At 67.6% G+C, this 24,081-nt stretch carries 27 protein-coding genes; 7 read left to right on the forward strand and 20 right to left on the reverse strand.

Annotation, left to right across the window (positions count from 1 at the left end):
- Positions 1–4: 4 nt before the first annotated feature.
- The 6 genes from HNP02_RS06610 to HNP02_RS06635 all read right to left on the reverse strand — a co-directional run bounded on the left by HNP02_RS06610 (position 5) and on the right by HNP02_RS06635 (position 6,880).
- Complete coding sequence (locus tag HNP02_RS06610) at positions 5–820, reverse strand: DUF4333 domain-containing protein (RefSeq protein ID WP_184436293.1); 816 nt, start codon at positions 818–820, stop codon at positions 5–7.
- Positions 821–869: 49 nt separating this feature from the next.
- A complete protein-coding gene (locus tag HNP02_RS06615) occupies positions 870–3,635 on the reverse strand; it encodes an RNA helicase (RefSeq protein ID WP_184436295.1) in 2,766 nt (921 codons plus the stop codon).
- Positions 3,619–4,566 carry a twin-arginine translocase subunit TatC gene (gene tatC / locus HNP02_RS06620; protein WP_184436588.1) on the reverse strand — a complete coding sequence of 316 codons (948 nt, stop codon included), beginning with the start codon at positions 4,564–4,566 and terminating at the stop codon, positions 3,619–3,621. The genes HNP02_RS06615 and tatC overlap by 17 nt, the downstream gene beginning before the upstream one ends.
- A gap of 62 nt (positions 4,567–4,628) precedes the next feature.
- Entirely contained in the window at positions 4,629–4,883 is a 255-nt protein-coding gene (tatA, locus tag HNP02_RS06625; protein ID WP_184436590.1) for a Sec-independent protein translocase subunit TatA, read from the reverse strand.
- Positions 4,884–4,913: 30 nt separating this feature from the next.
- Positions 4,914–5,888 carry a YafY family protein gene (locus HNP02_RS06630; protein ID WP_184436297.1) on the reverse strand — a complete coding sequence of 325 codons (975 nt, stop codon included), beginning with the start codon at positions 5,886–5,888 and terminating at the stop codon, positions 4,914–4,916.
- Positions 5,885–6,880, reverse strand: coding sequence for a YafY family protein (locus tag HNP02_RS06635; RefSeq protein ID WP_184436299.1), 996 nt, complete (start codon positions 6,878–6,880; stop codon positions 5,885–5,887). Before HNP02_RS06635 ends, HNP02_RS06630 begins: the two co-directional genes overlap by 4 nt.
- Positions 6,881–6,911: 31 nt before the next feature.
- On the opposite strand from HNP02_RS06635, the gene HNP02_RS06640 reads away from it, so the two are divergent.
- Positions 6,912–7,148 carry a hypothetical protein gene (locus tag HNP02_RS06640; RefSeq protein WP_184436301.1) on the forward strand — a complete coding sequence of 79 codons (237 nt, stop codon included), beginning with the start codon at positions 6,912–6,914 and terminating at the stop codon, positions 7,146–7,148.
- On the opposite strand, the gene HNP02_RS06645 is transcribed toward HNP02_RS06640, so the two are convergent.
- From HNP02_RS06645 to HNP02_RS06670, 6 genes are read right to left on the reverse strand one after another with little or no spacing between them, the layout of a single operon-like run.
- Complete coding sequence (locus tag HNP02_RS06645; protein ID WP_184436303.1) at positions 7,143–7,388, reverse strand: hypothetical protein; 246 nt, start codon at positions 7,386–7,388, stop codon at positions 7,143–7,145. The two genes, HNP02_RS06640 and HNP02_RS06645, sit on opposite strands and share 6 nt — an antisense overlap.
- A 35-nt stretch (positions 7,389–7,423) precedes the next feature.
- The gene (locus HNP02_RS06650; protein ID WP_184436305.1) at positions 7,424–8,173 is read right to left on the reverse strand and encodes an SDR family NAD(P)-dependent oxidoreductase; all 750 of its coding nucleotides are present in this window, start codon (positions 8,171–8,173) and stop codon (positions 7,424–7,426) included.
- A 3-nt stretch (positions 8,174–8,176) separates the two neighbouring features.
- Complete coding sequence (locus HNP02_RS06655) at positions 8,177–8,935, reverse strand: SDR family NAD(P)-dependent oxidoreductase (protein WP_184436307.1); 759 nt, start codon at positions 8,933–8,935, stop codon at positions 8,177–8,179.
- Positions 8,932–10,308 (reverse strand): MFS transporter, encoded by a 1,377-nt coding sequence (locus HNP02_RS06660; protein WP_184436309.1) that lies wholly within the window; start codon positions 10,306–10,308, stop codon positions 8,932–8,934. Before HNP02_RS06660 ends, HNP02_RS06655 begins: the two co-directional genes overlap by 4 nt.
- A gap of 11 nt (positions 10,309–10,319) precedes the next feature.
- Positions 10,320–11,219 carry a polysaccharide deacetylase gene (locus HNP02_RS06665; protein ID WP_309241438.1) on the reverse strand — a complete coding sequence of 300 codons (900 nt, stop codon included), beginning with the start codon at positions 11,217–11,219 and terminating at the stop codon, positions 10,320–10,322.
- 47 nt (positions 11,220–11,266) lie between these two features.
- On the reverse strand, positions 11,267–12,238 hold the full coding sequence (locus HNP02_RS06670) for an asparaginase (RefSeq protein ID WP_184436313.1): 972 nt from the start codon (positions 12,236–12,238) through the stop codon (positions 11,267–11,269).
- A 216-nt stretch (positions 12,239–12,454) separates the two neighbouring features.
- Between HNP02_RS06670 and HNP02_RS06675 the strand changes: the two genes are divergently transcribed.
- Complete coding sequence (locus HNP02_RS06675) at positions 12,455–13,486, forward strand: LacI family DNA-binding transcriptional regulator (RefSeq protein ID WP_255506238.1); 1,032 nt, start codon at positions 12,455–12,457, stop codon at positions 13,484–13,486.
- 9 nt (positions 13,487–13,495) lie between these two features.
- On the opposite strand, the gene pafA is transcribed toward HNP02_RS06675, so the two are convergent.
- Positions 13,496–14,854, reverse strand: coding sequence for a Pup--protein ligase (pafA, locus tag HNP02_RS06680; RefSeq protein ID WP_184436314.1), 1,359 nt, complete (start codon positions 14,852–14,854; stop codon positions 13,496–13,498).
- A gap of 152 nt (positions 14,855–15,006) precedes the next feature.
- A complete protein-coding gene (locus tag HNP02_RS06685; protein WP_184436316.1) occupies positions 15,007–15,663 on the reverse strand; it encodes a TetR/AcrR family transcriptional regulator in 657 nt (218 codons plus the stop codon).
- A gap of 93 nt (positions 15,664–15,756) precedes the next feature.
- Here HNP02_RS06685 and HNP02_RS06690 point away from each other — a divergent pair, with 93 nt between their 5' ends.
- From HNP02_RS06690 to HNP02_RS06705, 4 genes are read left to right on the forward strand one after another with little or no spacing between them, the layout of a single operon-like run.
- A complete protein-coding gene (locus HNP02_RS06690) occupies positions 15,757–16,251 on the forward strand; it encodes a hypothetical protein (protein ID WP_255506239.1) in 495 nt (164 codons plus the stop codon).
- A gap of 34 nt (positions 16,252–16,285) precedes the next feature.
- The gene (locus tag HNP02_RS06695) at positions 16,286–16,507 is read left to right on the forward strand and encodes a hypothetical protein (protein WP_184436318.1); all 222 of its coding nucleotides are present in this window, start codon (positions 16,286–16,288) and stop codon (positions 16,505–16,507) included.
- Positions 16,504–17,997, forward strand: a complete 1,494-nt coding sequence (locus HNP02_RS06700; protein ID WP_184436320.1) for an alpha/beta hydrolase — start codon at positions 16,504–16,506, stop codon at positions 17,995–17,997. Before HNP02_RS06695 ends, HNP02_RS06700 begins: the two co-directional genes overlap by 4 nt.
- A gap of 47 nt (positions 17,998–18,044) precedes the next feature.
- A complete protein-coding gene (locus tag HNP02_RS06705; protein WP_184436322.1) occupies positions 18,045–18,275 on the forward strand; it encodes a hypothetical protein in 231 nt (76 codons plus the stop codon).
- A gap of 15 nt (positions 18,276–18,290) precedes the next feature.
- On the opposite strand, the gene HNP02_RS06710 is transcribed toward HNP02_RS06705, so the two are convergent.
- Complete coding sequence (locus tag HNP02_RS06710; protein ID WP_184436324.1) at positions 18,291–18,848, reverse strand: TetR/AcrR family transcriptional regulator; 558 nt, start codon at positions 18,846–18,848, stop codon at positions 18,291–18,293.
- A 54-nt stretch (positions 18,849–18,902) separates the two neighbouring features.
- Here HNP02_RS06710 and HNP02_RS06715 point away from each other — a divergent pair, with 54 nt between their 5' ends.
- Entirely contained in the window at positions 18,903–19,631 is a 729-nt protein-coding gene (locus tag HNP02_RS06715) for an SDR family NAD(P)-dependent oxidoreductase (RefSeq protein ID WP_184436326.1), read from the forward strand.
- Between the two features lie 50 nt (positions 19,632–19,681).
- On the opposite strand, the gene HNP02_RS43550 is transcribed toward HNP02_RS06715, so the two are convergent.
- The 5 genes from HNP02_RS43550 to dop form a co-directional block, all read right to left on the reverse strand.
- Positions 19,682–20,509: a DivIVA domain-containing protein gene (locus HNP02_RS43550; RefSeq protein WP_184436328.1), complete on the reverse strand. Its 828-nt coding sequence runs from the start codon at positions 20,507–20,509 to the stop codon at positions 19,682–19,684.
- A 58-nt stretch (positions 20,510–20,567) separates the two neighbouring features.
- Positions 20,568–21,323 (reverse strand): proteasome subunit alpha, encoded by a 756-nt coding sequence (gene prcA / locus HNP02_RS06725; protein ID WP_184436330.1) that lies wholly within the window; start codon positions 21,321–21,323, stop codon positions 20,568–20,570.
- A complete protein-coding gene (gene prcB / locus HNP02_RS06730) occupies positions 21,320–22,210 on the reverse strand; it encodes a proteasome subunit beta (protein ID WP_184436332.1) in 891 nt (296 codons plus the stop codon). The genes prcA and prcB overlap by 4 nt, the downstream gene beginning before the upstream one ends.
- The gene (locus HNP02_RS06735; RefSeq protein ID WP_149372677.1) at positions 22,207–22,401 is read right to left on the reverse strand and encodes a ubiquitin-like protein Pup; all 195 of its coding nucleotides are present in this window, start codon (positions 22,399–22,401) and stop codon (positions 22,207–22,209) included. Before HNP02_RS06735 ends, prcB begins: the two co-directional genes overlap by 4 nt.
- Positions 22,402–22,558: 157 nt before the next feature.
- Positions 22,559–24,055, reverse strand: coding sequence for a depupylase/deamidase Dop (gene dop / locus HNP02_RS06740; RefSeq protein ID WP_184436334.1), 1,497 nt, complete (start codon positions 24,053–24,055; stop codon positions 22,559–22,561).
- Positions 24,056–24,081: the final 26 nt, after the last annotated feature.

The raw sequence follows: 24,081 nt of genomic DNA on the forward strand, positions 1-24,081 counted from the left end.
GAAGCTACTTCGGCCTGCCGACCTCGTAGGTACCGCTGTCGTCCTGGAACGTCACGGTGACCTGACGCTTGGTGCCGTCGATGCTGACCTCACAGTCGAAGGTGTCACCCTTCTTCACCGTCGGGCTGGAACCGTTGTTGCACTTGACGTCCTTGACGTTCTTCGCGCCGTAACCGTTGGCCTCGTCGGACAGGATCTGCGACACACCCGTCTGGGCGGCACCGACGTCGAGTTTGGTGGTGACGAAGAAGCCGGGCTTCCAGAAGCCGAGCACCCCGACGACGGCGATGATGACGACGGCGAGCCCGCCGACCACCCCGAGGATGAGGCCAACCGACTTCTTGGATTTCGCGTCGGTGGTCGACGAGCCGTACGGCGAGAACTCCTGGCCCGGCTGCTGGCCATACTGTCCGCCGTACTGGCCTGGCTGCTGGCCGTACTGACCTGGCTGCTGGCCGTATTGGCCCGGCTGCTGGCCGTACTGGCCGGGCTGACCGGGCTGCTGGCCGTACTGAGGCGGCGGCTGGCCGTACTGACCTGGCGGCTGGTACGACGCCGGGCTGTACGCGGTGGGCTGGCCGTACTGGTCGCCCTGCGGGTACTGCGGCGGGGTGTAGGTCGGCGGCTGCTGCGCTCCCTGATCCTGCTGCGGGTACTGCGGGTACTGCTGCGGCGTGTACGCAGGTGGCGGCGCACCCCAGGCCGGTGCCTCGGTGGTGGGCTGGTCGGGAGCCGAAGGCTGCTGCCATGCGGGCTCGTCACCCTGCGGCTGCTGACCCGCCCACGGCTGCGTCGGGTCGGGTCCCTGCGGTCCGCTCATCGTCTCTCCTTGGTCCTCATTCGCTATAACCGAAGCGTTGGGCCAAACTCTACCCTGCGTCAACTGCCACGACGCCGCGCCGAATGTCGCCGATGGCACGTTTCGCGGCCGTCCGTAGGGCCGATGTCGGCGCGGCGATGCGGACCTGGTCGAGCAGGTCGAGCACCTGGCGGCACCACCGCACGAAATCACCGGCGGACAACGGGGTTCCGGTACCCGTCGCGTCGGACGCGGCCAGCGCGGACGTCAGGTCGCCGGAGGTCGCCCAGCGATACACGGCGGCGACGAACCCGGGATCGGGTTCGCGACTGGGCGGCAGGCGATGACGCTGTTCGTCGGCCTTGATGTCGGTCCACAAACGGCGGGTCTGGGCCAGCGCACGGCGCACTGCGGCCGTCGCGACGTCGGCGCCCGGTGCCGGACCGGCTGTGTCGCCGCGTGACTCGTACAACACCGACGACACCACGGCCGCCAGTTCGGCTGACTGCAGACCGTCCCACGCGCCATGCCGGAGGCATTCGGCCACCAACAGGTCGCTCTCGCTGTAGATCCGCGCGAGCACCCTGCCGTCGTCGGTTGCCGTCAGATCGCCGTCGTGATCGTCGATGAAGCGACGTTCGGTGAGCAGCAGCACGATTCGGTCGAAGGTCCGGGCAAGCGAGTTGGTGGCCGCTGCCACCTTCTGCTGAATCTGTTCGTTGTCGCGTTCGATCCGCAGGTAGCGCTCGGCCGTCCGCACCAGCGCCTCCCGGTCGGATGCGTGATGGCCGGGATGATTTCGCATCTTCTCCCGCATCACGAGCAATTCGGGATCGATGTCGGGATCCTCGGCGGCTCCGCTGCGCTTGCGCGACGGCACGTCGAGGCCGGCCGCCGCCGACAGCAGAGCCGAGGCGAGGTCACGGCGCACCCGCGGTTGGCGGTGCTCGATGCGCTTGGGCAACGTCATGGTTCCCAACTTCGCCGACCCCCCGGTGTAGTCGGCCGAGGAAATCCTTCCCGCCCAACGGTGTTCGGTCAAGACAAGGGGCCGCGGCTCGTCGTCGTCGGTGGCGGGCTCGAGCACCACGGCCAATCCACCCCGCTTGCCTTGGCCGATCGTGATGATGTCGCCGCGGCGCAACGCGGTCAGCGCATCGTTGGTGGCCCTGCGGCGCTGCACCCGCGAGGCCCGGGCCTGTGAGCGTTCTCGCAGGGAGATCGCCGCCCGCAGCCGCGCGTACTCCAGGATCGGCGCATCGGGTCCGCCGAGCTCCTTGGCGATCTGGGCGAGCATTCGCTCGCCGCGCTCCACCCCCTTGACCAGGCTGACCACCGACTTGTCGGCTTGATACTGGGCGAAGGAACGCTCCAGGAGTCGGTGCGCCTGCTCCGGGCCCATGTGCTGGAGCAGGTTGATCGTCATGTTGTACGACGGTGCGAACGAACTGCGCAGCGGAAACGTCCGGGTCGAAGCCAGACCCGCGACGTCGGCGGGATCGACCGAGGCGTCATTGGGCTGCCATAGCACGACGGCGTGGCCTTCGACGTCGATGCCCCGGCGTCCCGCTCGGCCGGTCAACTGCGTGTACTCCCCCGGCGTCAGGGGCGCGTGCTCTTCGCCGTTGTACTTCACCAGGCGTTCCAACACGACGGTGCGTGCGGGCATGTTGATGCCCAACGCCAGTGTCTCGGTGGCGAACACCGCCTTCACCAAACCGGCGGTGAAGAGTTCCTCGACGGTGTGCCGGAACACCGGCAGCAGCCCGGCGTGGTGGGCGGCCAACCCGCGCAGCAGACCCTCGCGCCATTCGTAGTAGCCAAGCACGACGAGGTCGGCCTCCGGCAACTCCGCGCAGCGCCGGTCGATCACCTCGGCGATGCGGGCCCGTTCCTCGTCGTTGGTCAGCCGCAGGGGCGAGCGCAGGCATTGCTTGACCGCGGCGTCGCAACCGGCCCGCGAGAAGATGAACGTGATCGCGGGAAGCAGACCCTCCCGGTCCAACGTGCCGATCACCTCGGGGCGGGCGGGCGGCCGGTACATCGTCGGCCTGCCGCCCCCATGATCCCGACGGCCGGGCCGACCCCGCCCACGCGGCTGCCAGTCGGACAGCCGGTCGGCCTCCTTGCGCAGTGAGATGTGGCGCAGCAGTTCGGCATCCACCAGCACGGGACTGCCCACCGTCTGATCGCCCTCGAACAGGTCGAACAGCCGGTTGCCGACCATCATGTGCTGCCACAGCGGCACCGGCCGGTGCTCGTCGACCACGACGGTGGTATCGCCCCGCACGGTCTGGATCCAGCCGCCGAACTCCTCGGCGTTGCTCACCGTCGCCGAAAGGCTGACCAGCCGCACCTCTTCGGACAGGTGCAGGATCACCTCCTCCCACACCGCGCCGCGCATGCGGTCGGCCAGAAAGTGCACCTCGTCCATCACCACGTGTGAAAGCCCCTGCAAGGCAGATGAATTCGCGTACAGCATGTTGCGCAACACCTCGGTGGTCATGACCACGACGGGCGCGCCTCCGTTGATCGACTGGTCACCGGTGAGCAGACCGACGCTCTCGGCACCGTAACGGCGCACCAGGTCGGTGTGCTTCTGATTGCTCAAGGCCTTGATCGGTGTGGTGTAGAAGCACTTTCGGCCTGCGGCAAGAGCCAGGTGCACGGCGAACTCGCCGACCACCGTCTTTCCCGCTCCCGTCGGCGCGCAGACCAACACACCGTGCCCGGCCTCGAGTGCCGTGCACGCCCGCAGCTGGAATCCGTCGAGGGCGAACGGTAGCTCTCCGGCGAAGCGGCTCAGCTCGGGTGTCAGGTCAGGTGGCTTGGTCATCGACCGTCAGCCGAGACGGAGTGGGTACCGCGGTCGGCGCATCGACGGGCTCGGCCTCACCGATCGGGGCGGCCTCGTCGTCCGGCACGTCTAGCGCGGCGCGGCGGGCCTTGCGTCGGTCGTTGAACCTCGCCACCTGGATGGCCAGCTCCAGCAGCAGTGTCAGCGCGAGCGACAGCGCCAGCATCGAGAACGGGTCCGAGCCGGGAGTCGCCAGCGCGGCGAACACGAAGAGGCCGAAGATCAGCCCGCGCCGCCAGCCCTTCAGCCGCTCGTAGGAGAGCATGCCGACCAGATTCAGCATGATGATCAGCAGCGGGAACTCGAAGCTGATACCGAACACCAGCAGCAGGTTGATCAGGAAACCGAAGTACTGATCGCCCGAGAGCGCGGTGATCTGGACGTCGCTGCCAACCGTCAGCAGGAAGCTCAACGCCTTCGCCATCACCACGTAGGCCAGCACGGTGCCGCCGATGAACAAGATCGCCCCGAAGCCGACGAACACCGACGCGAACCGGCGTTCCTTCTTGTACAGGCCCGGGGTGATGAACGCCCACAGCTGATGCAGCCAGACCGGGCAGGCCAGCACGACGCCCGCGGTGAGCGCGACCTTGAGCCGCAGCATGAACTGGTCGAAAGGCGCCGTGGCCAGCAGCCGGCATTCCCCGTCAGGGGCGATTGTGGCCCGCGCCGAGGCAGGCAACGAGCAGTACGGACCGCGCAGCCAGTCGCCGAGGCTGGGAAAGCCAAATGCGCCGTGCGTGTACCAGAAGAAGCCGAGCGTCGTGGTGACGACGATCGCGGCGACCGCGATCAGCAGCCGATTGCGGAGCTCTTGCAGATGGTCGACCAGCGACATCGTGCCGTCGGGATTGGCCCGCGACCGTCGACGGCGCGGGTCGAACTTCTTGAAGATTCCGGGGGTCTGCACGGGCTCGTCAGTGGACGCCACTCAGCGACGCGGCAGCGTGCCGCGGTCGGTGGAGGCGTGTGTCAGGCGGGGTGCTTGTCGGAGGACTGCTCCGGCGCGGGCGCCGGGGGTGCCGTATCGACTCGCTCCGAGGCGATCGGCTTGGCCGGTGCCGCCTCTTCCGGCTTCGAGTCGGCCTGCATCTCCTTGATCTCGGACTTGAAGATGCGCATCGACTTGCCCAATGAGCGCGCCGCGTCCGGGAGCTTCTTGGCCCCGAACAACAGCACGAACACGGCGATCACGATCAACCAATGCCAGGGTTGTAGACCACCCAATTCGGTCACCTCCAGAAGTCAGTGAGAAGTCTACCCGTCGACTTCGACGGCGCTGCCCTCGTAGGCCGCAAGTGCCGCCACGGCCACGTCACGCACCCGATCTGCCAGCGATTGCGGCTCAAGAACCCGCACCGCGGAGCCGAAGCCCAGCACGAAACGCGCCATCCACTCGTCGGAGGCGAAGGTCATGGCCGCTTCGCACGCGCCGTCGGCCAGTTCCCGCACGACGCGCAGCGGGTAGTAGTCGAACATCCAGGACGCGCTCCGGTCGATCAGGAGCGTCGCCGAGGGAAGCGACGGATCGGCGTCGAACAGTGAGGTGTCCGGTCCGGCCTGCACGGCCGGCTCGGGGGGCGTCGACGGTTCGTCGAGCACGTGCGCGTCGACGATGCGGTCGAACCGGAACAGTCGCACCGCCTCGGCCGAGCGGCACCACGCCTCGAGGTAGCTGTTGTCGCCGACCAACACCACCCGGATCGGGTCGACGATCCTGGTCGACAGCGTGTCGTGCGATGCGGAGTAGTAGTCGATGCTCAGCGCCCGGCCGTCGCGCACCGCGGCCCGCACCGCTGCGGCCGCGTGGCTCTCCACGGGCGCGGGTTCGTCGACCGCCGTCCCTGCGCCCTCCTTGGCCGTTCCCGCGGCCGACTCGATCTTGGCGATCGCACTCCTTGCGGCTTCGGGATCGACCATGCCCGGCACGTCGAGCAATGCCCGCAACGCCACCGAGATGCCCGTCGCCTCGGGCGACGTCAGCCGCAGCGGGTGGTCCATGCCCGCCGAGAAGGTCACTTCGATTGTCTTGCCGGACATTTCGAAGTCGATCAGGTCGCCTGGGCTGTATCCCGGAAGTCCGCACAGCCACAGCTGTTCGAGGTCTTCGCGCAATTGCTTGACGCTGACGCCGAGGTCGGTGGCTGCCTCGTCGAACGTGATCCTGGGGTTGGCCTGGAAGTATGGCACCATGTTGAGCAGCCGGACCAACCGCGTGGAAACGCTACTCATGCGCTTGCTCCGTCCGCCTGTGCGCGGAGCCTGGACACCACGTCGTCACGCAACGACTGCGGGTCGAGCACCAGCGCGTCGGCGCCGTACCCGGCGATTTCGCGGGCCAGTCGGTCCTGCCTGCCGATGTCGACGGCGATCTCGTCGCCCGCCCGGCCTGCCAGCGTGCGCGACACCGTGACCGCCGCCTGCCGCCGCAGTGCGGTGGCGCGACCCTCGGCCACCCACACCCTGGCCTGCGCGCTTGGCGGCCACTCGGCCACTGCCCCATGCACGATCTCGCGGAGGTCGACGCCGTCGGGGCGCCGCACCGCGTCGCGCGGACCGACCGTGGCCACCTCCGAACCGATCCGCGACAGCCTGAAGGTGCGGGTGGCGTTGCGGTCGCGGTCATGGCCGACGAGGTACCACCGGCCGCGGTGGGTGACCACACCCCACGGCTCGACGGTCCTGGTGATGAACGGGTCGCTGCGCGACGGGCGGTGCTGGAACTGCACGGCCTGCCCGGAGTCGATGGCCGCCAACAGAATTCCCAACACCTCCTCCGAGCCGCGAAGGCCTGGCATGGCCGCAGCCGTCGAGATGGTCGCGCCCGCCTCGGGAGTGTCGACGTCGACACCCGCCGCCCGCAGCTTGAGCAGCGCTCCCTGGGTGGCGGTGACGAGCTCAGGGGACTGCCACAGTTGGGTGGCCACCGCTACCGCAGCGGCCTCGTCGGCCGTCAACTCGACCGGCGGCAGCGCGTAGGACTCCTGGTTGATCCGGTAGCCCTCGGTTGGGTCCAGCGACGACACCCGACCGGTCTCGAGCGGGATGCCGAGATCGCGCAACTCGTTCTTGTCGCGTTCGAACATCCGCGAGAAAGCCTCGTCACTGGGGCTGTCGGCGTACCCGTAGACCGTCGCGCGGATCCGTTCGGCGGTGATGAAGGTGCGGGTGGACAGGAGTGCAATGACGAGGTTCATCAAGCGTTCGACTTTGGAGATCCCCACCGAAACAGCGTAGGGCCAAGGGGGTCGAAACATGCGCACCGAGTGGGCCGGCGAGCGTGGCAAGCTGAAACCACCGTCCGCGTGCGACGCATCTGCCCCCGAACAGGAGGGCACTCGCATCCACCGAATCGTGCACATCTGTGTGGTGGCCGTTGCGCTGTGCAGCGTGGCGGCCTGCACCCAGCGCACGGACGGGCACGCCTCTCGTGGCGCGAACAACCTGGTCATACCGACGAGCACACACCGACGGACCGGCTACCGATCATGAGTTGAGGGCGGTCGCCGCAGCGGCGCCCAGCAGATCGGGTTCGGCGACCGCGCGCGGCACCCCGGACCGGGCAAGCACGTCGAGCAGTTCTCCGAAGGTGCGGCAGACCGTGACGCGTCCGGTGCGTTCGGCCACGGTCCAGGCTCGCGAGGCGACCCGGATCCGCAGCCGGGGACTTAGTTGCGTCGCGGCCGCAGCGATGGCGGCGCGACGACGCGGCCCGGCGACCTGCGCTGCCATCGGCTCGTCGGGACCCGCGCCACACGCTCCGCACATCAGGGCATCACGTCACCGGAGTTGGGCCCGAGGACCTGCCCGACGAACAGGTTGCCGCCTGGCTTGGATGCCAGCAGGACGGCGGTGGGTGCGACTTCGTCGGCGGTACCGAACCTCCCCAGCGGGAGCTCGGCGCGCTTCGCGACCTTCCAGTCCTCCTCGATCCCGTCAAGCAGCGGCGTTTCGATGGGCCCGGGGGCGATCGCGTTGACCAGCACTCCCTGCGAAGAAACCTCGAGCGCAAGCGACTTGGACATCGCGATGACACCGGCCTTGGCTGCTGCGTAGTGCGCCAGTGACGCCCCTCCCTTGATTCCGAGCTGTGATGCGACGTTGATGATGCGCCCATCGCCTGCCGCCAGCATTCCCGGCAGCACCGCGCGGTTCAGCAGGAACACGCTGGCCAGGTCGACGTCGAGCGTCTCCCGCCACTGCGCCAGCGGCATCTGTACCAGCCGCGATTGGGTGAGGATGCCGTGCGAGGTGACGAGGACGTCGATGCGACCAAGTACCGCGGCGGCCTCGGCGACGGTGTCGGCCACCTGCTGCTCGTCGGTGGCGTCGAACAACAGTCCCGCCGCGGCACCGATGTCGGCTGCGGCGCCGACGACCGATTCGGCCCGGTCGGCCAAAACCACCCGGGCACCTGCGGCCAGGAAGTGCACGGCGATCGTCCGGCCGATACCGCTGGCCGCGCCGGTGACCAGCGCGGTGCGGCCTGCGAGCAGGGTGCTCTGCGGGATGCTCATCGGTCAGTCCCGCATCGCAACGGTCAACGCGCCATCGACGATGATCGCCTGGCCATTGACGTAGGACGCGCCGTCACTGGCCAAAAACGCTGCCACCGAGGCGATTTCCTCCGGACGCCCGACTCGTCCCGCCGGAATGTAGTCACCGGCGGCCCGCAGACCATCCGGGCCCAGTGAGTTCACCTCATCCAGCGACTGCGGGGTCTCGATGAGGCCGGGGATGATCGCGTTCGCGCGGATGCCGCAGGGCCCGAACTCGACGGCCAGACTGCGCACCAGGCCGATCACGCCGGCCTTCGCGGTGGCGTAGTGCGCGTGCTCACCCCACCCGTACACACCGCCTGCGATCGAGGACACCGCGACGATCGAGCCGCCTGAACCGAGGTGCGGCACCGCCGCGCGTGCGGTGCGCATCACCCCGTGCAAATCGACCTGCAGTACGTCGTCCCACTGCTCGTCGGTCATCGCCGCGAACGGTGCCGCGCGCAGGATGCCCGCGTTGGCGATCGCGGTGTCCAGCCGGCCCCAGCGCGTCACCGCCGCGTCGACGAACGCCGCCACCGAAGCGGTGTCGCGCACGTCCACCTCGATCACCACCGCCTCACCGCCGCTCTCTTCAACGGCGGCAAGGGTTTTGCCGGGGTCGTGCGGATCACCGGAGTAGCTGCCGATGCCGACGCGGTAGCCGGCGCGCGCCAACGCAACCGCCGTGGCGGCGCCGATGCCGGACGCCGCGCCGGTGACGATCGCGACGGGGGTCATGCCGGGGCAACTTCGGAGCTCACGGTGTGCGCGAACATCACCACGACGGCCGAGACGACGGCACCGACCGCCCCGACCAGCAATGCGGCAGTCGAGTAACCCACCGACGCCGCAGTCAGCCCGGTGAGGATGAAACCGGCGATGATGGCACCCGGTTGGCTCATCGCGCCGATGAACGAGCTGCCGGTGGCCCGGCAGTCGACGCTGAAGCACTCGGCCTGGAAGAACATGATCGCGGCGTACGGACCGAGCAGGAAGAACAGGCCCATCATGTAGGTGACGATGACGTAGGCCGGGTTGGCGGGGCCGAGCAGCATCGCGGCGAAGAACACCCCGGAGGCCAGCCAGCCGACCGCGATGGTGTTACGTCTGCCGAACCGATCACCGGCCCAGCCGTGGGCCAGATATCCCATCGCACCCACCAGGTTGGACACCACCACCATCAACAGGGTGTTGGACGCGTCGATACCCTTGCCGGTCTCCAGCACGGTGGTACCGAGCACCGAAAATGTCTGGATCGCAAACCAATTGAACAACCACGCCACCGAAAGCACGATCGTGTTGCGCAGGTGCACGCCGTGGAAGATCCGCTTGAACGGTGCCGCGGTGTGGTTGTCGACGTCGTATGCGGCAGCCAGGCTGGCGGCACCGGCGACGTCACCGCTCTTGCGAAGCGCCCGGACCCGTTGCTGCAGCTCGAATTGCGGACTCTCCCGCAGGGTTCGGCACAGCAGCGCAACGAGCACGGCAGGAATGGTGGCCAGCAGGAACGCCAGCCGCCACGAGTCGGCACCGAAGATCGCGGTGACGACGGCGACGAACGCGGCGGCAAGCAGCGCGCCGATCGGCCAGCCGGTCTGCACCATCGAGTACACGAAACCGCGGTTGCGGCGGATCTTTTCGTCCTCGGTGACGGCATACAGCTCGTTGAGATAGGTGGCGTTGACGGACTGCTCGGCAAGGCCGAGACCGCTGATCGAGCGGACCCCGATGAGGGAGGCCGCCCCGGTCGTTGCCGCAGTGGCCGCCGATGACGCCGCGGTGCCCGCCACCGAGATGATCATCCCCTTGCGGCGGCCCAGCCGGTCGACCATGGGACCGACGCCGAGCACCACGATCGCGGTGCCGACGCTGACCAACGTGGAGACGAGCAGGGCATGGCTGGTGCTCCAGTGGAACGCTTCGCCGATCCGCGGCAGCAGGGTGCCGAAGAGGATGAAGTCGTACACGGCGATGGTCCACGCGAAGAACGCAATGCTGGTGGCGCGCCGGGTTTCGCGGACGCTCACTCGCCGGAGCGACGGGGTCTCTCGGGGCGAGCGTAGCGACGGGGAATCGTCGGTGTCGGAGAGCGGATCTGGTGAGGTGGTCATGACCGAGTCCCCTACGCCTTCGGGGTGCGCGGCCGGCGCGCCAGGAAGTCGTCGGCGATTGCGTCGAAGGTGGTCCAGGTGACGCCCTCGTGCTTGTTGATGTGCTCGATGAGACGCTCGAGCATCAGCAGCACCTGTGGCCGTCCCGACACGTCCGGGTGGATCGTGAACGTGAATACCGCGTAATCGCTTTCGCGGTAGACCCAGTCGAACTGATCGCGCCACATCTCCTCGATGTGCCTCGGGTTGACGAAGCCGTGGCTGTTCGGGCTGGTCTTGATGAACATCATCGGCGGCAGGTCGTCGAGGTACCAGCTCGCCGGGATCTCCACCAGATCGGTTTCCTGGCCTCGGATCAGCGGCTTCATCCAGGTGGCCGCCGGCTGGTCGTAGTTGATCGGTGTCCAAGAGTCGCCGACCCGGACGTAGTAGGGCTCGAAGTCGCGGTGCATCAGCGAGTGGTCGTACTTGATCCCCCGCTCGATCAGCAGCTCGTTGGTGACCCTGCTGAACTCCCACCACGGCGCGACATATCCGGTGGGCCGCCGACCCGTCTTCGTCGAGATGAGATCGATGCAGTGGTCCAGGATCTCGGATTCCTGCTCGCGGCTCATCGCGATCGGATTCTCGTGGCTGTAGCCGTGCACACCGATCTCGTGTCCCGCGGCGACCACCTGTTCGAACTGCTCGGGGAACGTCTCGACGGAGTGCCCAGGCCAGAACCACGTGGTGGTCAGCCCATAGCGGTCGAAGAGCCGGTTGATCCGTGGCACTCCGACCTCACCTGCGAACACTCCGCGGCTGATGTCACCCGGCGAGTCCTCGCCCCCGTAGGAGCCCAGCCAGCCGCCAACCGCGTCGACGTCGACGCCGAAGGCCACGAAGATTTCCTTGCCGTTTGCCTTGGTCACGTGGATCATTCCTCTCGAGATTCGTTCCGAACAGCGGATATTGCGGGTTACGCGTACACGTCGAGGGCGGCGGCGACGTCGCCCGGCGGCCGGTCCGATGACAGCAGCAGCGCCAACGCGATACGGGCTTGCGATGCGGGCAGGGTGACCGGAACCGCGCCCGCCGCCACCAGATCGGCGCCGCCGCCGTCGCCGTAGACCGGCAGAATCGGTCCGGCCGCGACGCGGGTCGACAGCGCGACCACCACCCCGGCACTGGTGATTTCGGCGATGCCTTCGGCGACTCCCGGCGATGCGTTGCCGATTCCCATTGCGGCAAGCACGATTCCACGGGCCCCGGCCGCGACGGCGGCCCGCAGCAGCGCGTCGTCGCCACCGGGATACGCGGCGACGACGTCGATCCGGACCGCGTCGAATCGGGCATCGGGAAGAGCCAGCGCCGTAGGCCGGACTGGGAGACCGTGCAGGCGCGCCGATCCCGTGAAGACGTCGCCGATGGTGCCCGCCGGGTTGGTGAACGCCGCGAGCTCGACGGTGTGCGACTTGCGTACCCCGCGAGCCGCGAGAATCGCACCACCGAACACCACCATCGTGCCGTGCCCGCGGGCGGCTGGGTCGGCGGCGACCGTGATCGCGTCGCGCAGGTTGCGCGGGCCGTCGGTGTCGGCGATGTCGGCTGCACGCTGCGCGCCGGTGAGCACGACGGGTTTGGCATCCTCGTGGATGAGGTCGAGCAGGATCGCCGTCTCTTCCATGGTGTCGGTGCCGTGGGTGATCACCACGCCGTCGACGTCACCACGATCCAGCTGGCGGGTCACCTCGTCGGCGAGCGTCCGTTGATCGGCGAACGACATCCGATAGGAGCCGATCCGCAGCACGTCGTGGTGCTCGACGGCAATGTCGTCGCGCACCTCGACGCCGGCCACGAGGGTGGCGGCGTCATCGACGGCCGTGACCGAACCGTTGGTGCGCCGCGACGAGATCGTGCCGCCGGTGGCGAGGACAACGACGCGAGGCATCAGCTCAACCGTTCTGCAGGGGTCATTTCGATTCGCAGTGGCCGCGAACGTGGTGCAGCTCTCACGTCAGTAGACATCTCCCAATCGTTTGACGCAAACCTTTGGGTCAAACGATTGGGTAAAATCTGCGGAACGTTGATGTTTCGGCAGACGCGCGCCGATAGGGTTTCGCTACGGGAGCGTCAGAGCAGACCCGCCGAAGTTCGAGGAGGGGCGATGACGGACACGGGCGCAGCAGCCGAGGGCCGCCTGGCCCCCGTGACGTTGCGGATGATCGCCGACGGAGTCGGGGTCAGCGTGTCGACGGTGTCGCGCGTGTTGAACGCCGGGGACGCCGAGGCCCTGCGATGGGCGTCGGCGCAGACGGTCGCGCGGATCAGGGAGTACGCGGCATCGAGGGCGTATCGCCCCAATCCGCACGCCGCCAGCCTGCGCACTGCCAGGTCCGGGCTGGTCGGCGTGCTGGTGCCGCGACTGCAGGACTTCGTGCTCGCGACCATCTACGAGGGGATCGAGGAGGCGGCGACCGAGAACGGGTACTCGACGTTCGTCACGAACTCGCTCGACGACCCCGCCAACAAGGCGCTCCGCACGGAGATGATGCTGCAGCGTCGCGTCGAGGGGATCATCTTCGGCGATGCCCACCACGACGACCCACTGCTCGCGGACATCTCAGCCCGCGGCGTTCCGTTCGTGCTGGTTTCGCGCCGCAGCGCCAACTACGTATCGGTCACCTGCGACGACTTACTCGGTGGGCAGCTCGTCGGGCGCCGCCTGCTCGATACGGGCAGGCGCGACCTCGCCATACTCGCCGGCCTGCCCTTCGCGTCGACCGCCATCGAGCGCACCAAGGGCGCGGTCGACGCATTCGCCGAGGCGGGGTTTCACGTGCCTGAAGAACGCATCGCGTGGGGCCCGTTCGACGCCGCAGGCGGTCGTGAAGGCGCCGAGAAGCTTCTGGCCACCGAGCCGTATCCGGATGCGATCTTCGCGACCAACGACTTCGCCGCGATCGGGGCGCTCGGCGTGCTCCGCGACCGGGGCCTGCGGGTACCCGACGACATATCCCTGATCGGTTACAACGACACCCCGCTCGCTGCCGAGCTGCCGACGCCGTTGACCACGGTGCACTCCCCCATGCACGAGATGGGCAGGCGCGGCGTCGATCTGCTCATCGACGTGCTCGGTGGCGGAAGTCCCGAATCGGAGCGGCTCAGCCCGACGCTGGTAATCCGCGATTCGGGATGACCGGACGGCTCACATGCTCGCGATGAGCCGCTTGACCCTTTCGTCCACCGACCGGAACGGGTCCTTGCACAACACCGTTCGCTGAGCCTGGTCGTTGAGCTTGAGGTGCACCCAATCGACGGTGAAGTCACGGCCCGCCGCCTGCGCAGCACTGATGAACTCGCCACGCAGCTTGGCGCGGGTCGTCTGCGGCGGCTCGTTGACCGCGGCCTCGATCTCCTCGTCGGTAGTGATGCGTGCGGCCAACCCCTTGCGCTGAAGCAGGTCGAACACACCGCGGCCACGCTTGATGTCGTGGTATGCGAGATCGAGCTGGGCGATCTTGGGGTCGGACAACTCCATGTCGTAGCGATCCTGGTAGCGCTGGAACAGCTTGCGCTTGATCACCCAGTCGATCTCGGTGTCGACCTTGGCGAAGTCCTGGGCCTCCACGGCGTCGAGCTGGCGGCCCCACAGATCGACGACCTGCTCGATCTGCGCGTTGGGCTCCCTGGTCTGCAGATGTTCGACGGCCCGGCTGTAGTACTCGCGTTGAATGTCGAGGGCGCTGGCCTGCCGCCCGCCAGCCAGCCGCACGGGACGGCGGCCGGTCAGATCGTGGCTGACCTCGCGGATGGCGCGGATCGGGTTGTCCAGTGAGAAGTCGCGGAACGGGACACCCGCTTCGATCATCTCCAGCACCAGTGCGGCGGTGCCAACCTTCAGCATCGTGCTGGACTCGCACATGTTCGAGTCACCGACGATGACGTGCAGGCGCCGGTACTTCTCGGCGTCGGCGTGCGGTTCGTCGCGGGTGTTGATGATGGGACGCGATCGCGTCGTCGCCGACGACACGCCCTCCCAGATGTGTTCGGCCCGCTGACTCAGGCAGAACGTCGCGGCCTTGGGCGTCTGCAGCACCTTGCCAGCGCCGCAGATCAACTGGCGGGTGACCAGGAACGGCAGCAGCACGTCGGAGATCCGGGAGAACTCGCCGGCCCGCACGATGAGGTAGTTCTCGTGGCAGCCGTAGGAGTTGCCCGCCGAGTCGGTGTTGTTCTTGAACAGGTAGATGTCGCCGCCGATGCCCTCGTCGGCCAGCCTCTGCTCAGCGTCGATCAGCAGGTCCTCGAGAACGCGCTCGCCTGCGCGGTCGTGGGTGACCAACTGAACGAGGCTGTCGCACTCGGCCGTCGCGTACTCGGGGTGTGATCCGACGTCCAGGTAGAGCCGCGCACCGTTGCGGAGGAACACGTTGGAGCTGCGGCCCCACGACACCACCCGACGGAACAGGTAGCGGGCGACCTCGTCCGGGCTCAACCGCCGGTGGCCATGGAACGTGCACGTCACACCGAATTCGGTCTCGATGCCCATGATTCGTCGCTGCACGTCAACGAGCTTACGGGTTGCCTCGTCCCCACGTATTGACACCCGCAAGGCACTCCGCAAATGTTTGTCGCCGGGACCTCGGGCTGGCGTTCGTCGTGGTGGCCGCGGTGGCGGCGGTGGCGTTCTGGGTCAAGCGCGGTGACCTGCCCAATTCAATTGACGTTCAACGAGCCCGACGGTGCGCCCAGGATCCGTTCGAAGGAGTCGACGTACGCGGCGAGCACGCGTCGGATGTGCGGCCCGCTGATGTCCGCGCCGACGTTGCCGTCGGCCGCGATCGCATCGATGAATGCATCGGCCAGGTGAATGCCCATTCCGGTGATGATCAGCGACGCCTCGTGCGGATGGCCGGTGTCGAAGACGCCCTCGTCGCAGCCCTGCCGGATGATCGCTTCCAGCAGGGGTGCGGTGGTCCGCATCGACTCCTTCGACAGCTTCTGCCGCAGCAGAGCATCGTCCTCGCGGGGCAGTCGCATGACCGTCGACACCGTGGTGACGTTCTCGGACTTCCACGCGTGTTCGGTCCGGAAGTAGGCGTGCAGCTTGTCGATCGCACTGAGCTTCGGATCCTCGACGACGGCCCGCAGCTCTCGCAGGGCGCCGTCGCCCATCGCTGCGACGACGCCCTCCAACAGGGCGTACTTCGACCGAAAGTAGTGATACAGCGCGCCCTTGGACATGCCCGTCTTCACCAGGACGTCCTCGATCGTCATCCGCTCGTAGCCCTTGTCGCGCAACAACTCAATGGCGGCGTCGAGAATCTCGCGGCGGCGTGCGGCGTACTCATCGGGCTTGACCTGACGCGCCAAGGTCTCATACCTCCTGCCGTTGACATCCGTTCGTCGCCGAGCTTACCTTATTCAATAGACCGTCCGTCGGTTTATTAATAGGAGAGTGACGAGATGCCCGACCCCACCCCAGAATCGTTGCAGCGCACGCGGGCATTCGCCCGCGTGATAGGACCTTTCGTCGCGCTGGCCACTGTGATCGTCGCGATCCGCTTGCCTGATCTGACGGGCCTGGTGAACGACCTCTTCGCCAACGCGGTGCTGCCCTGGATCCTCGGCGCCGTGATGCTGGTCTGCGGGCTCCTCGTCATCGCCTTCCACCAGTACTGGTCGAGTGTCGCCGCCGTCCTCATCTCGTTGTTCGGTTGGTTCGTGGCCCTGCGCGGATTGACGCTGATGGCATTTCCTTCGGCAATCCAGACCGGTGCGGACGCGACCACGACCAACTCCGCGCTACTGATCGCTGCGCGGATCTTCTTCGGGCTGCTGACGGTGATGGGTCTGTGGCTTGCGTTCGTCGGCTGGCGACCCCCGAAGCCTGTGGATGAATTCAGCGCGCCTGCCCGCGACTCTGTCAGCGTGAGGCATGGGGGAAATTCTCGAGGTTGATCTGACCCAGCTACGCGGGGTCGCCGATCATGTCATGTCAGCGGCCGACTCGGCGGCTGAGATGCGTTGGCCCGCACTAGATGCCGACGAACTGCGTGGGTCGGCAGTCGGCGGCATCGCGGCACCGGTTCTCATCGCCGCGAGGCTCGACGACGTCGTTGCCAACATGCGCGGATGGGCGATGGCGGCGCACCTGTCCGCCGACGCCTTCGAGCGCGCGGAGCACCGCAACGCCGGGCGCATCGACCCGCCGTGACCCGCCCGACCATCGCACAGGCGCTGGCGTGGCGTCCCGAGGCCTTGCGCGAGCTCGCTGCCGGGTGGGACGCCGCGGCAGACACGGTGCGCGCCAAAGCCTCGACGGCCTCATCGCCACCGGACTGGCGCGGGCGCACGGCCGACGCGGCATCGGTGCGGATGCGCAGCCTGGTCGAAGAGGCCGACGCGGTCGCGGGCACGCTTGGCACGGCCGCGGCGGCGGCCCGCGCCGGCTGCGACCGCATCGCCGCGGCACGGGCCGAGCTGCTGGCCAGGGTGGCAGACGCCAACGATCTGGGGTTCGTCGTCGCCGACGATGGCTCCGTAGCGCCCGTAGCCGATCATGCGGCGGTAGGCGTGGCGGCCCTGGCCGAGGAGATCGGCGCGGCGCTGGACCGGTTGGGCGAGGCGGATGCCGACGCCGCGCGGGACATCGACGCTGGTGCTTCCATGGAGGCCGACGTGGTGGCCGACTGGCCGACGATGGACGGTGACCGGATTGCCGACCAGATCGCGGCGATGACGGCATCCCAGCGCACCCGTCTGATCGAGGAGGCGCCATCGATCGTCGGTAACACCAACGGAGTGCCGTGGGACATGCGGTTCGCGGCCAACCGCATGAACATCGCACAGGCCGTCAGGGACGAGACCGGCACCGGTCCAGACGCCTTGCGTCGCATCGGCTTCTACCTCGATCTGCTGCGCGAGGTCGACGACCCGGCAGGCAGCGGACAGCGCGTCGATCGGCAGATCCTGGCGTTCGATCCGGCCCGGTCCACGCTGGTGGAACTGAACGGAGACCTCGAAACCGCAAGGAGCGTCGCAGTACTGGTACCCGGCATGAACACCACCGTCGAGGGGTCGGCCGCGAACACCGACACCGCGAGGCGCTTCGTCGCGGCGACCCACGGCGAGGTGGCGGCCATCACCTACCTCGGGGGTCCGTTCCCGCACGGCGGCAACGTGGTTGCCGCACTCGCCGAGGCCGCCGATCCGCACTTCGCGCTGGAGATGGCGCCGAGGTTGGCGGAGTTCAGTGTCGACGTCGACCGCACGGTCGACGCAACCGGCCGTCAGGTGGCCGTGACGTACGTCGGACATTCCTACGGCGGCTCCATCCTCGGCACGGCCGAGGCGCTTGGTATGACCGCCGACCGCACGCTCTACGTCGCTGCCGCGGGCGCAGGTGTCGGCGTCGACGGTCCCGGTGATTGGCACAACCGCAACCCGAACGTGCTGCGGTTCTCCATGACGGCGCCCGGCGACGTCATCGAACTCGTCCAAGGCCTGCCCGGTGGACCGCACGGCGCCGACCCCGACGAGATGCCCGGTGTGATCCGTTTGGCCACCGGTCATTACGACGACGGCAGACCGATGGCAGGACCGCGGGCGCACACCGACGTCATCGACCGTCCAGACTCCGATTCGTGGCGCACCATCCTGGCCGTCATCACCGGCGACCGCGAGCACATCCAGGTCGCGGGATGATCTCTGGGGGATAGAGTCGCCGTAGGGACCGACACAAGGGGAATCTCATGGGCTTCAACCCGAAGGATGCCGTCGAATCGGCAAGGGACATCGCGACGAACGCCGTCGAGCGCTCAGCGGACATCGTCGAAAGCGCTGGTCACATCATCACGGGGGACGTCAGCGGCGGCGTAAGCGGCATCGTCCAGAGCTCGATCGACATCGCCACCCACTCGGTCGAGAAGGTCAAGGAGATCGTCACCGGCAGGGACGACGACGAAGCGGAGCAACCGGAGTAGCCAAGCGGCGCGCCGTCAGGTGGTGCGCAGCCCGTCCAGCACGAACCCGAGGTGACGGCGCCACACTGCGTCGTCGCCGTCGGACATCGAGATCACCTTCGACATCGCCCAGACCAGCGTGGCCAGGTCGTTGGGCCCGAAGTCGCGCCGCAGCACCCCTGCGTGCCTGGCGCGTTCCGTCACGGCGTCCATCACTCCCCCTGCACGCCCGCACTCGGCGGCCACGTCGACCACGCCGACGGGGCTACGCGAGATCGCGTCGTTGAATGCACGGTCGCGCGCCTGCATGACGAACATGCCGTCGAGGAACCCCGTGAAGCCGCGCCACGCGTCGGGGTCGGCCAGGGCCGTTGTCGCAAGCCGGTCGAATTCCGCCAACCGCTCCGGCAACACCGCGTCGAGAAGCGCTCCGCGATTCGGGAAGTGGTTGTACAGCGTGCCGATGCTGACGCCGGCGCTGCGCGCGACCTCGTCGAGGGGCACGTCCACGCCACGCTCGCCGAACAGCTCGGCAGCCGCCGCGACCAGGCGATCGCGGTTGCGCGCGGCGTCGGCACGCATGGCCTGTGGCATGGCCCGATCCTACCTAAGTTGAGCTCAACCTCAAGTTCTGGTACTAAGTTGAGTATGACCTCAACTTCTCCTCGTCCCGTCCTCCTCGTCATCGGCGTCGGCCCCGGCCTCGGCATGTCGGTCGCTCACCGGTTCGGCTCCGAGGGCTATGCCGTCGCAGTGGTCTCCCGCAGCTCAACGCGGCACGCCGACTACCTGAAATCGCTGGCCGACGCGGGCGTGGAGGCCGCGGCATTCGTCGCCGACGCCGCCGATCCCGGTGCGCTGCGATCGGCGGTCGACGCGGTCCGTGACCGCTTCGGCCGCATCGACGTCGGTTACTACGGACCTGCCGCAGGCCTTCCATTGGCCGACATCCTCGACCTCGACGCCGCGGGTGCCGAGACCGCGCTGCACGACGTGGTGCCCGCAGTGGACTTCGCCTCGCTGCTCCTACCCGAACTGCGGGAACGGGGCGACGGCGGGCTGTTGTTCGCGGGCGGTTTGAGCAGCGTGGTCCCGATGCCCCCGCTGGGCGGCCTGGCGCTGGCGTCGGCGGTACTGCGCAACTACGCGCTGACCTTGCATACCGCATTGGCGCCGATCGGGGTCTACGCAGGCACGGTGACCATCGGCGGGCTCATCGACCGGGGCGACCTCCATAGCGCGCTGGTCGAGGACCCCGATCGGTTCGGGAACCTATCGGTGTCGATCCTGAACCCGGACGAGTTGGCGGACCTGCTGTGGACGTTGTTCCGCGACCGCACCGAGCCGGAGGCCGTCGTCAATGCCCTGATTGGCTGAGTCAACGCTCTTATTGCCTGAGTCAACGCCCTGATTGCCTGAGCCGCACGTCAAATCTCCCACTTCAAGCGCCAAGCCACCGCCGCCACGATCAGCGCGAGAACGCCGATCAGGATGACGACGGGAATCCAGTAAATGCACCCGGGCACGACCAGGATCACCCCAAGCATCAGAGGCGTTCGCCAGGTCGTGGGGGCGCGCGTCCCGATCTCCTCGGAAAAGCGGCCGACGTGTTCGAGGAAGGTCTGCGGCGCCCATTCTTCGACCAGATCCGACGCCAAACCGAATTTCTCGGCGAGCAAGAGCCAGTCCGCCTCTTGGGCAAGGTAAGCGGGCTTCCTCGACTTGGGCGGCTTACGCCATTCACCCGGTGCCGGGTGCGGCTGAATGGTCAAACCTTGCAAACCGGGTCCGTCCAGGACCAAACCGGCAATCCCGCCGTACTGTGCCGGTTTTGCGGTCACCTCCGCGAGGAAAGCCGAGGCGATCAGCGCATCGCCGTTCAGGTCGGTCACCCGGATCGAATCCGTGCCCACGTCGATCGCGAGGACCGGTGTCTGCTGGTCTGAGCTGGCAAACCGATAGAGCAGACAACGGAACGATTCCTCCGGGCCCTTGCCCGGTACGCGGCCGCTCAGTTCCGTCTTGACCCGGTCCAGAAACGCATCGACCTCGCCTTCGTGGTAACCCAGCTGTCCAATCGGCGGCTTTGAGAACGCCACACCGCGAAGATCCGCTGGCGTGACCCCACCCGGTGCCGTCGGATTTCGCAGCGATGCCTCGACGCGGTCGACGAACGCATCAACTTCGCCTCGGTGGTAACCGCGGCCGCGGGACGCGTCAGAGAAGGCGACGCTCTCGGGGTCGACGTGGTCCATCGGAAGATGGTCCCACCTCGGACACCGCGACTTCGGGTATTCGCGGACGCCCGCGGTACTAGCCGGCGTCCGATTCCGGCTTGGACTCCGACTCCACCACCGGCAGAAGCGATTCCAGCGCGGACGCCGGGATCCGCCGGAAGGCGCGCCGCGGCCTACTGGCATCGAGGATGGCGACCTCGAGCGTCGAGGTGTCCAACGTCCGAAGTTCGGTACCTGGCGCCGATCCATTGCTGGCGATGCCGACCCGGAGCGCGTCCACGGCGATCTTCACCGCCTCGCTCAGGCTGGCGTTCTCCGTGAAGGAGTCGTTGAGCGCAGTGATGATCGGCTCGGTGGTGCCACCCATCACCACGAAGTGCGGCTCGTCGGCGATCGACCCGTCATACGTGATGCGGTACAGCTCGGGCGACTTGACCTCGCCGAAGTGGGCCACCTCGGCCACGCACAACTCGACCTCGTAGGGCTTGGCCTGCTCGGTGAAGATCGTGCCGAGAGCCTGCGCGTACTGGTTGGCCAATTGGCGACCGCTGACGTCGCGGCGGTCGTAGGCGTAGCCGCGGGTGTCGGCGTACTGGATGCCGCCGCGGCGCAGGTTGTCGAACTCGTTGAACCGGCCGACGGCCGCGAAGCCGATCCGGTCGTAGATCTCGCTGACCTTCTGCAGTGAACGCGATGGGTTCTCTGCGACGAACAGCACGCCGTCGGCGTATGCGAGGGCGACGACGCTGCGCCCCCTGGCGATGCCCTTGCGTGCGAGCTCCGAACGCTCGCGCATCGCCTGCTCGGGCGAGATGAAGTACGGGAAGCTCACAGCTCGGCCTTCCCGTCGTGCGGACCGGACGTATCAGCGCGCGAACGAGTTTCGATGACCTCGCGGGCCAATGCGGCGATGCGCTGTTCGGGGATCTCCTCAGCCCCCTCGGCACCGATGACCACGGCCGTCGGATAGATCCCGCGGACCAGATCCGGACCGCCTGTGGCCGAGTCGTCGTCCGCCGCGTCGTAGAGCGCTTCGACGGCCACCCGCAGCGCAGACTCGGCGTCGGTCACCCGGCTGTACAGCTTCTTGATCGACGACTTCGCGAAGATGGAACCCGATCCGACCGACTGATAGCCCTCGACCTCGAGGTTCCAGCCGCCAGCGGCATCGAACGACACGATCCGTCCCGCGGCCTGCGAGTCGGAATCATCGAGGTCATAACCCACCAGCAGCGGCAATGCGATGAAACCCTGCAGCGCCGCCCCGAGGTTGCCGCGCACCATGATGGCCAGCCGGTTCACCTTGCCTGCGAACGTCAGTGGCACGCCTTCGAGCTTTTCGTAGTGCTCGAGCTCGACGGCGTACAGCCGGGCGAACTCGACGGCGATCGCGGCCGTCCCTGCGATGCCGGTGGCCGTGTAGTCGTCCGTGACGTAGACCTTCTGGACGTCGCGGCCGGCGATCATGTTGCCCTGCGTCGACCGGCGGTCACCGGCGATCAGCACGCCGCCGGGGAACTTGACCGCCACGATCGTGGTGCCGTGCGGCAGCGCATTCGTCGGACTCGGCGGCACGCCATCGGACCCGACCGTGCTACCTGCCGGGAGCAGGTGCGGCGCCTGTCGGCGCAGCATCTCCGAGAAGGACGAGGAATCCATCGCAGACGTCGGGGAAATCGATTGGTTGAAGGCCAGCTTGTCGCTATGCGGCCAGATCACTGTCCGCCCTTTTGGACGTATGCACGCACGAAGTCCTCGGCATTCTCCTCGAGTACGTCGTCGATCTCGTCGAGCAGATCGTCGGTCTCCTCCGTGAGCTTCTCGCGACGCTCCTGCCCAGCCGCAGTGGTGCCGGTGGGATCGTCGTCGTCGCCGCCACCACCGCCACGGTGAGTCTGCTCCTGAGCCATCGCCGCCTCCTGCTCGTCATCGGTGGACTAACAGCCCGCCGGTTGGTTCCACACTACCGTTCGAGGGCCGAATTGCCTGGGATCGGCGTCTGCCATCCCCCGTCGCTTCGCTCGCCCCCGGGAGCGATCCCCCGTCGCTTCGCTCGCCCCCGGAGCGTCAGTTCGTCAGCTGTTCCACGAGTTCCGCGGCGCTGTGCACCGAATCGAGCAACGCACCGACGTGGGCCTTGCTTCCCCGCAGCGGTTCCAGCGTGGGAATCCGCACCAGCGAGTCGCCGCCGAGGTCGAAGATCACCGAGTCCCAACTCGCCGCGGCGATGTCCGCGCCGAACCGCCGGAGGCATTCACCGCGGAAGTACGCACGCGTGTCGGTCGGCGGGTTGTCGACCGCATCCAGCACCTGTTGTTCGGTGACGAGCCGCTTCATCGAGCCGCGCGCCACCAGGCGGTTGTAGAGGCCCTTGTCCAGCCGGACGTCGGAGTACTGCAGGTCGACCAGGTGCAGGCGTGGCGCCGACCAACTCAGGTTCTCCCGACGCCGGAAGCCCTCGAGCAATCGCAGCTTGGCAGGCCAGTCGAGGATCTCGGCGCACTCCATCGGGTCGCGCTCGAGCAGGTCGAGCACTTCCGCCCACGTCTCGACCACCCTGGCGGCGGCAGGATCCGGGTCACGGCTGTCGACGAGCTTGGCCACCCGGTCGAGGTAAATGCGTTGCAGCGCAAGCGCAGTCAGCTCACGTCCGTCGGCCATCGCCACCGTCGCTCGAAGCGACGGATCCCGGCTCACCACGTGAACGGCGTGCACCGGCCGTGCCAATGCCAGATCCGCGAGGTCGAAGCCCTCCTCGATGAGGTCGAGCACCAGGGCCGTGGTGCCCACCTTGAGGTAGGTCGACGTCTCAGCGAGGTTGGCGTCGCCGATGATGACGTGCAGTCGACGGTACTTGTCGGCGTCGGCATGCGGCTCGTCGCGGGTGTTGATGATGCCGCGTTTCAGCGTGGTCTCCAGGCCGACCTCGACCTCGATGTAGTCCGCGCGCTGCGACAGCTGGAATCCGGGCTCGTCGCCCCCGGGGCCGATGCCGACCCGCCCCGACCCCGTGATCACCTGGCGCGACACCAGGAACGGCGTCAGGCCGGCGATGATCGACGAGAACGGGGTCTGACGCGACATCAGGTAGTTCTCGTGCGTCCCGTACGAGGCGCCCTTGCCGTCGACGTTGTTCTTGTACAGCTGCAGTTTGACGGCACCGGGCACGCTCGCGACGTGGCGCGCCGCGGCCTCCATGACGCGTTCGCCTGCCTTGTCCCAGATCACGGCGTCGATCGGGTCGGTGACCTCGGGCGCGGAGTACTCCGGGTGGGCGTGGTCGACGTAGAGCCGCGCCCCGTTGGTGAGGATCATGTTGGCCGCACCGACCTCGTCGGCGTCGACGACCGGCGGCGGGCCCGTCGCCCGGCTCAGATCGAACCCGCGGGCGTCACGCAGCGGCGACTCGACCTCGTAGTCCCACCTGGTGCGCTTGGCGCGCTGGATCCCCGCGGCCGCCGCGTACGCCAGCACGGCTTGGGTCGACGTGAGGATCGGATTCGCGGTCGGGTCGGACGGCGAGGAGATGCCGTACTCGACCTCCGTTCCGATGATCCGTTGCATATGGTCAGCCTAGGCGACGCACCGCA

Source organism: Mycobacterium sp. AZCC_0083 (assembly GCF_014202335.1).
GTDB lineage: Bacteria > Actinomycetota > Actinomycetes > Mycobacteriales > Mycobacteriaceae > Mycobacterium.

Coding starts and splice junctions, on each gene's coding strand:
- HNP02_RS06610 (WP_184436293.1), bottom strand. CDS start 820: ATGAGCGGACCGCAGGGACCCGACCCGACGCAGCCGTGGGCGGGTCAG.
- HNP02_RS06615 (WP_184436295.1), bottom strand. CDS start 3,635: ATGACCAAGCCACCTGACCTGACACCCGAGCTGAGCCGCTTCGCCGGA.
- HNP02_RS06630 (WP_184436297.1), bottom strand. CDS start 5,888: ATGAGTAGCGTTTCCACGCGGTTGGTCCGGCTGCTCAACATGGTGCCA.
- HNP02_RS06640 (WP_184436301.1), top strand. CDS start 6,912: ATGCGCACCGAGTGGGCCGGCGAGCGTGGCAAGCTGAAACCACCGTCC.
- HNP02_RS06645 (WP_184436303.1), bottom strand. CDS start 7,388: ATGGCAGCGCAGGTCGCCGGGCCGCGTCGTCGCGCCGCCATCGCTGCG.
- HNP02_RS06650 (WP_184436305.1), bottom strand. CDS start 8,173: ATGAGCATCCCGCAGAGCACCCTGCTCGCAGGCCGCACCGCGCTGGTC.
- HNP02_RS06655 (WP_184436307.1), bottom strand. CDS start 8,935: ATGACCCCCGTCGCGATCGTCACCGGCGCGGCGTCCGGCATCGGCGCC.
- HNP02_RS06660 (WP_184436309.1), bottom strand. CDS start 10,308: ATGACCACCTCACCAGATCCGCTCTCCGACACCGACGATTCCCCGTCG.
- HNP02_RS06670 (WP_184436313.1), bottom strand. CDS start 12,238: ATGCCTCGCGTCGTTGTCCTCGCCACCGGCGGCACGATCTCGTCGCGG.
- HNP02_RS06675 (WP_255506238.1), top strand. CDS start 12,455: ATGACGGACACGGGCGCAGCAGCCGAGGGCCGCCTGGCCCCCGTGACG.
- HNP02_RS06690 (WP_255506239.1), top strand. CDS start 15,757: ATGCCCGACCCCACCCCAGAATCGTTGCAGCGCACGCGGGCATTCGCC.
- HNP02_RS06695 (WP_184436318.1), top strand. CDS start 16,286: ATGTCAGCGGCCGACTCGGCGGCTGAGATGCGTTGGCCCGCACTAGAT.
- HNP02_RS06705 (WP_184436322.1), top strand. CDS start 18,045: ATGGGCTTCAACCCGAAGGATGCCGTCGAATCGGCAAGGGACATCGCG.
- HNP02_RS06710 (WP_184436324.1), bottom strand. CDS start 18,848: ATGCCACAGGCCATGCGTGCCGACGCCGCGCGCAACCGCGATCGCCTG.
- HNP02_RS06715 (WP_184436326.1), top strand. CDS start 18,903: ATGACCTCAACTTCTCCTCGTCCCGTCCTCCTCGTCATCGGCGTCGGC.
- HNP02_RS43550 (WP_184436328.1), bottom strand. CDS start 20,509: ATGGACCACGTCGACCCCGAGAGCGTCGCCTTCTCTGACGCGTCCCGC.
- HNP02_RS06735 (WP_149372677.1), bottom strand. CDS start 22,401: ATGGCTCAGGAGCAGACTCACCGTGGCGGTGGTGGCGGCGACGACGAC.
- dop (WP_184436334.1), bottom strand. CDS start 24,055: ATGCAACGGATCATCGGAACGGAGGTCGAGTACGGCATCTCCTCGCCG.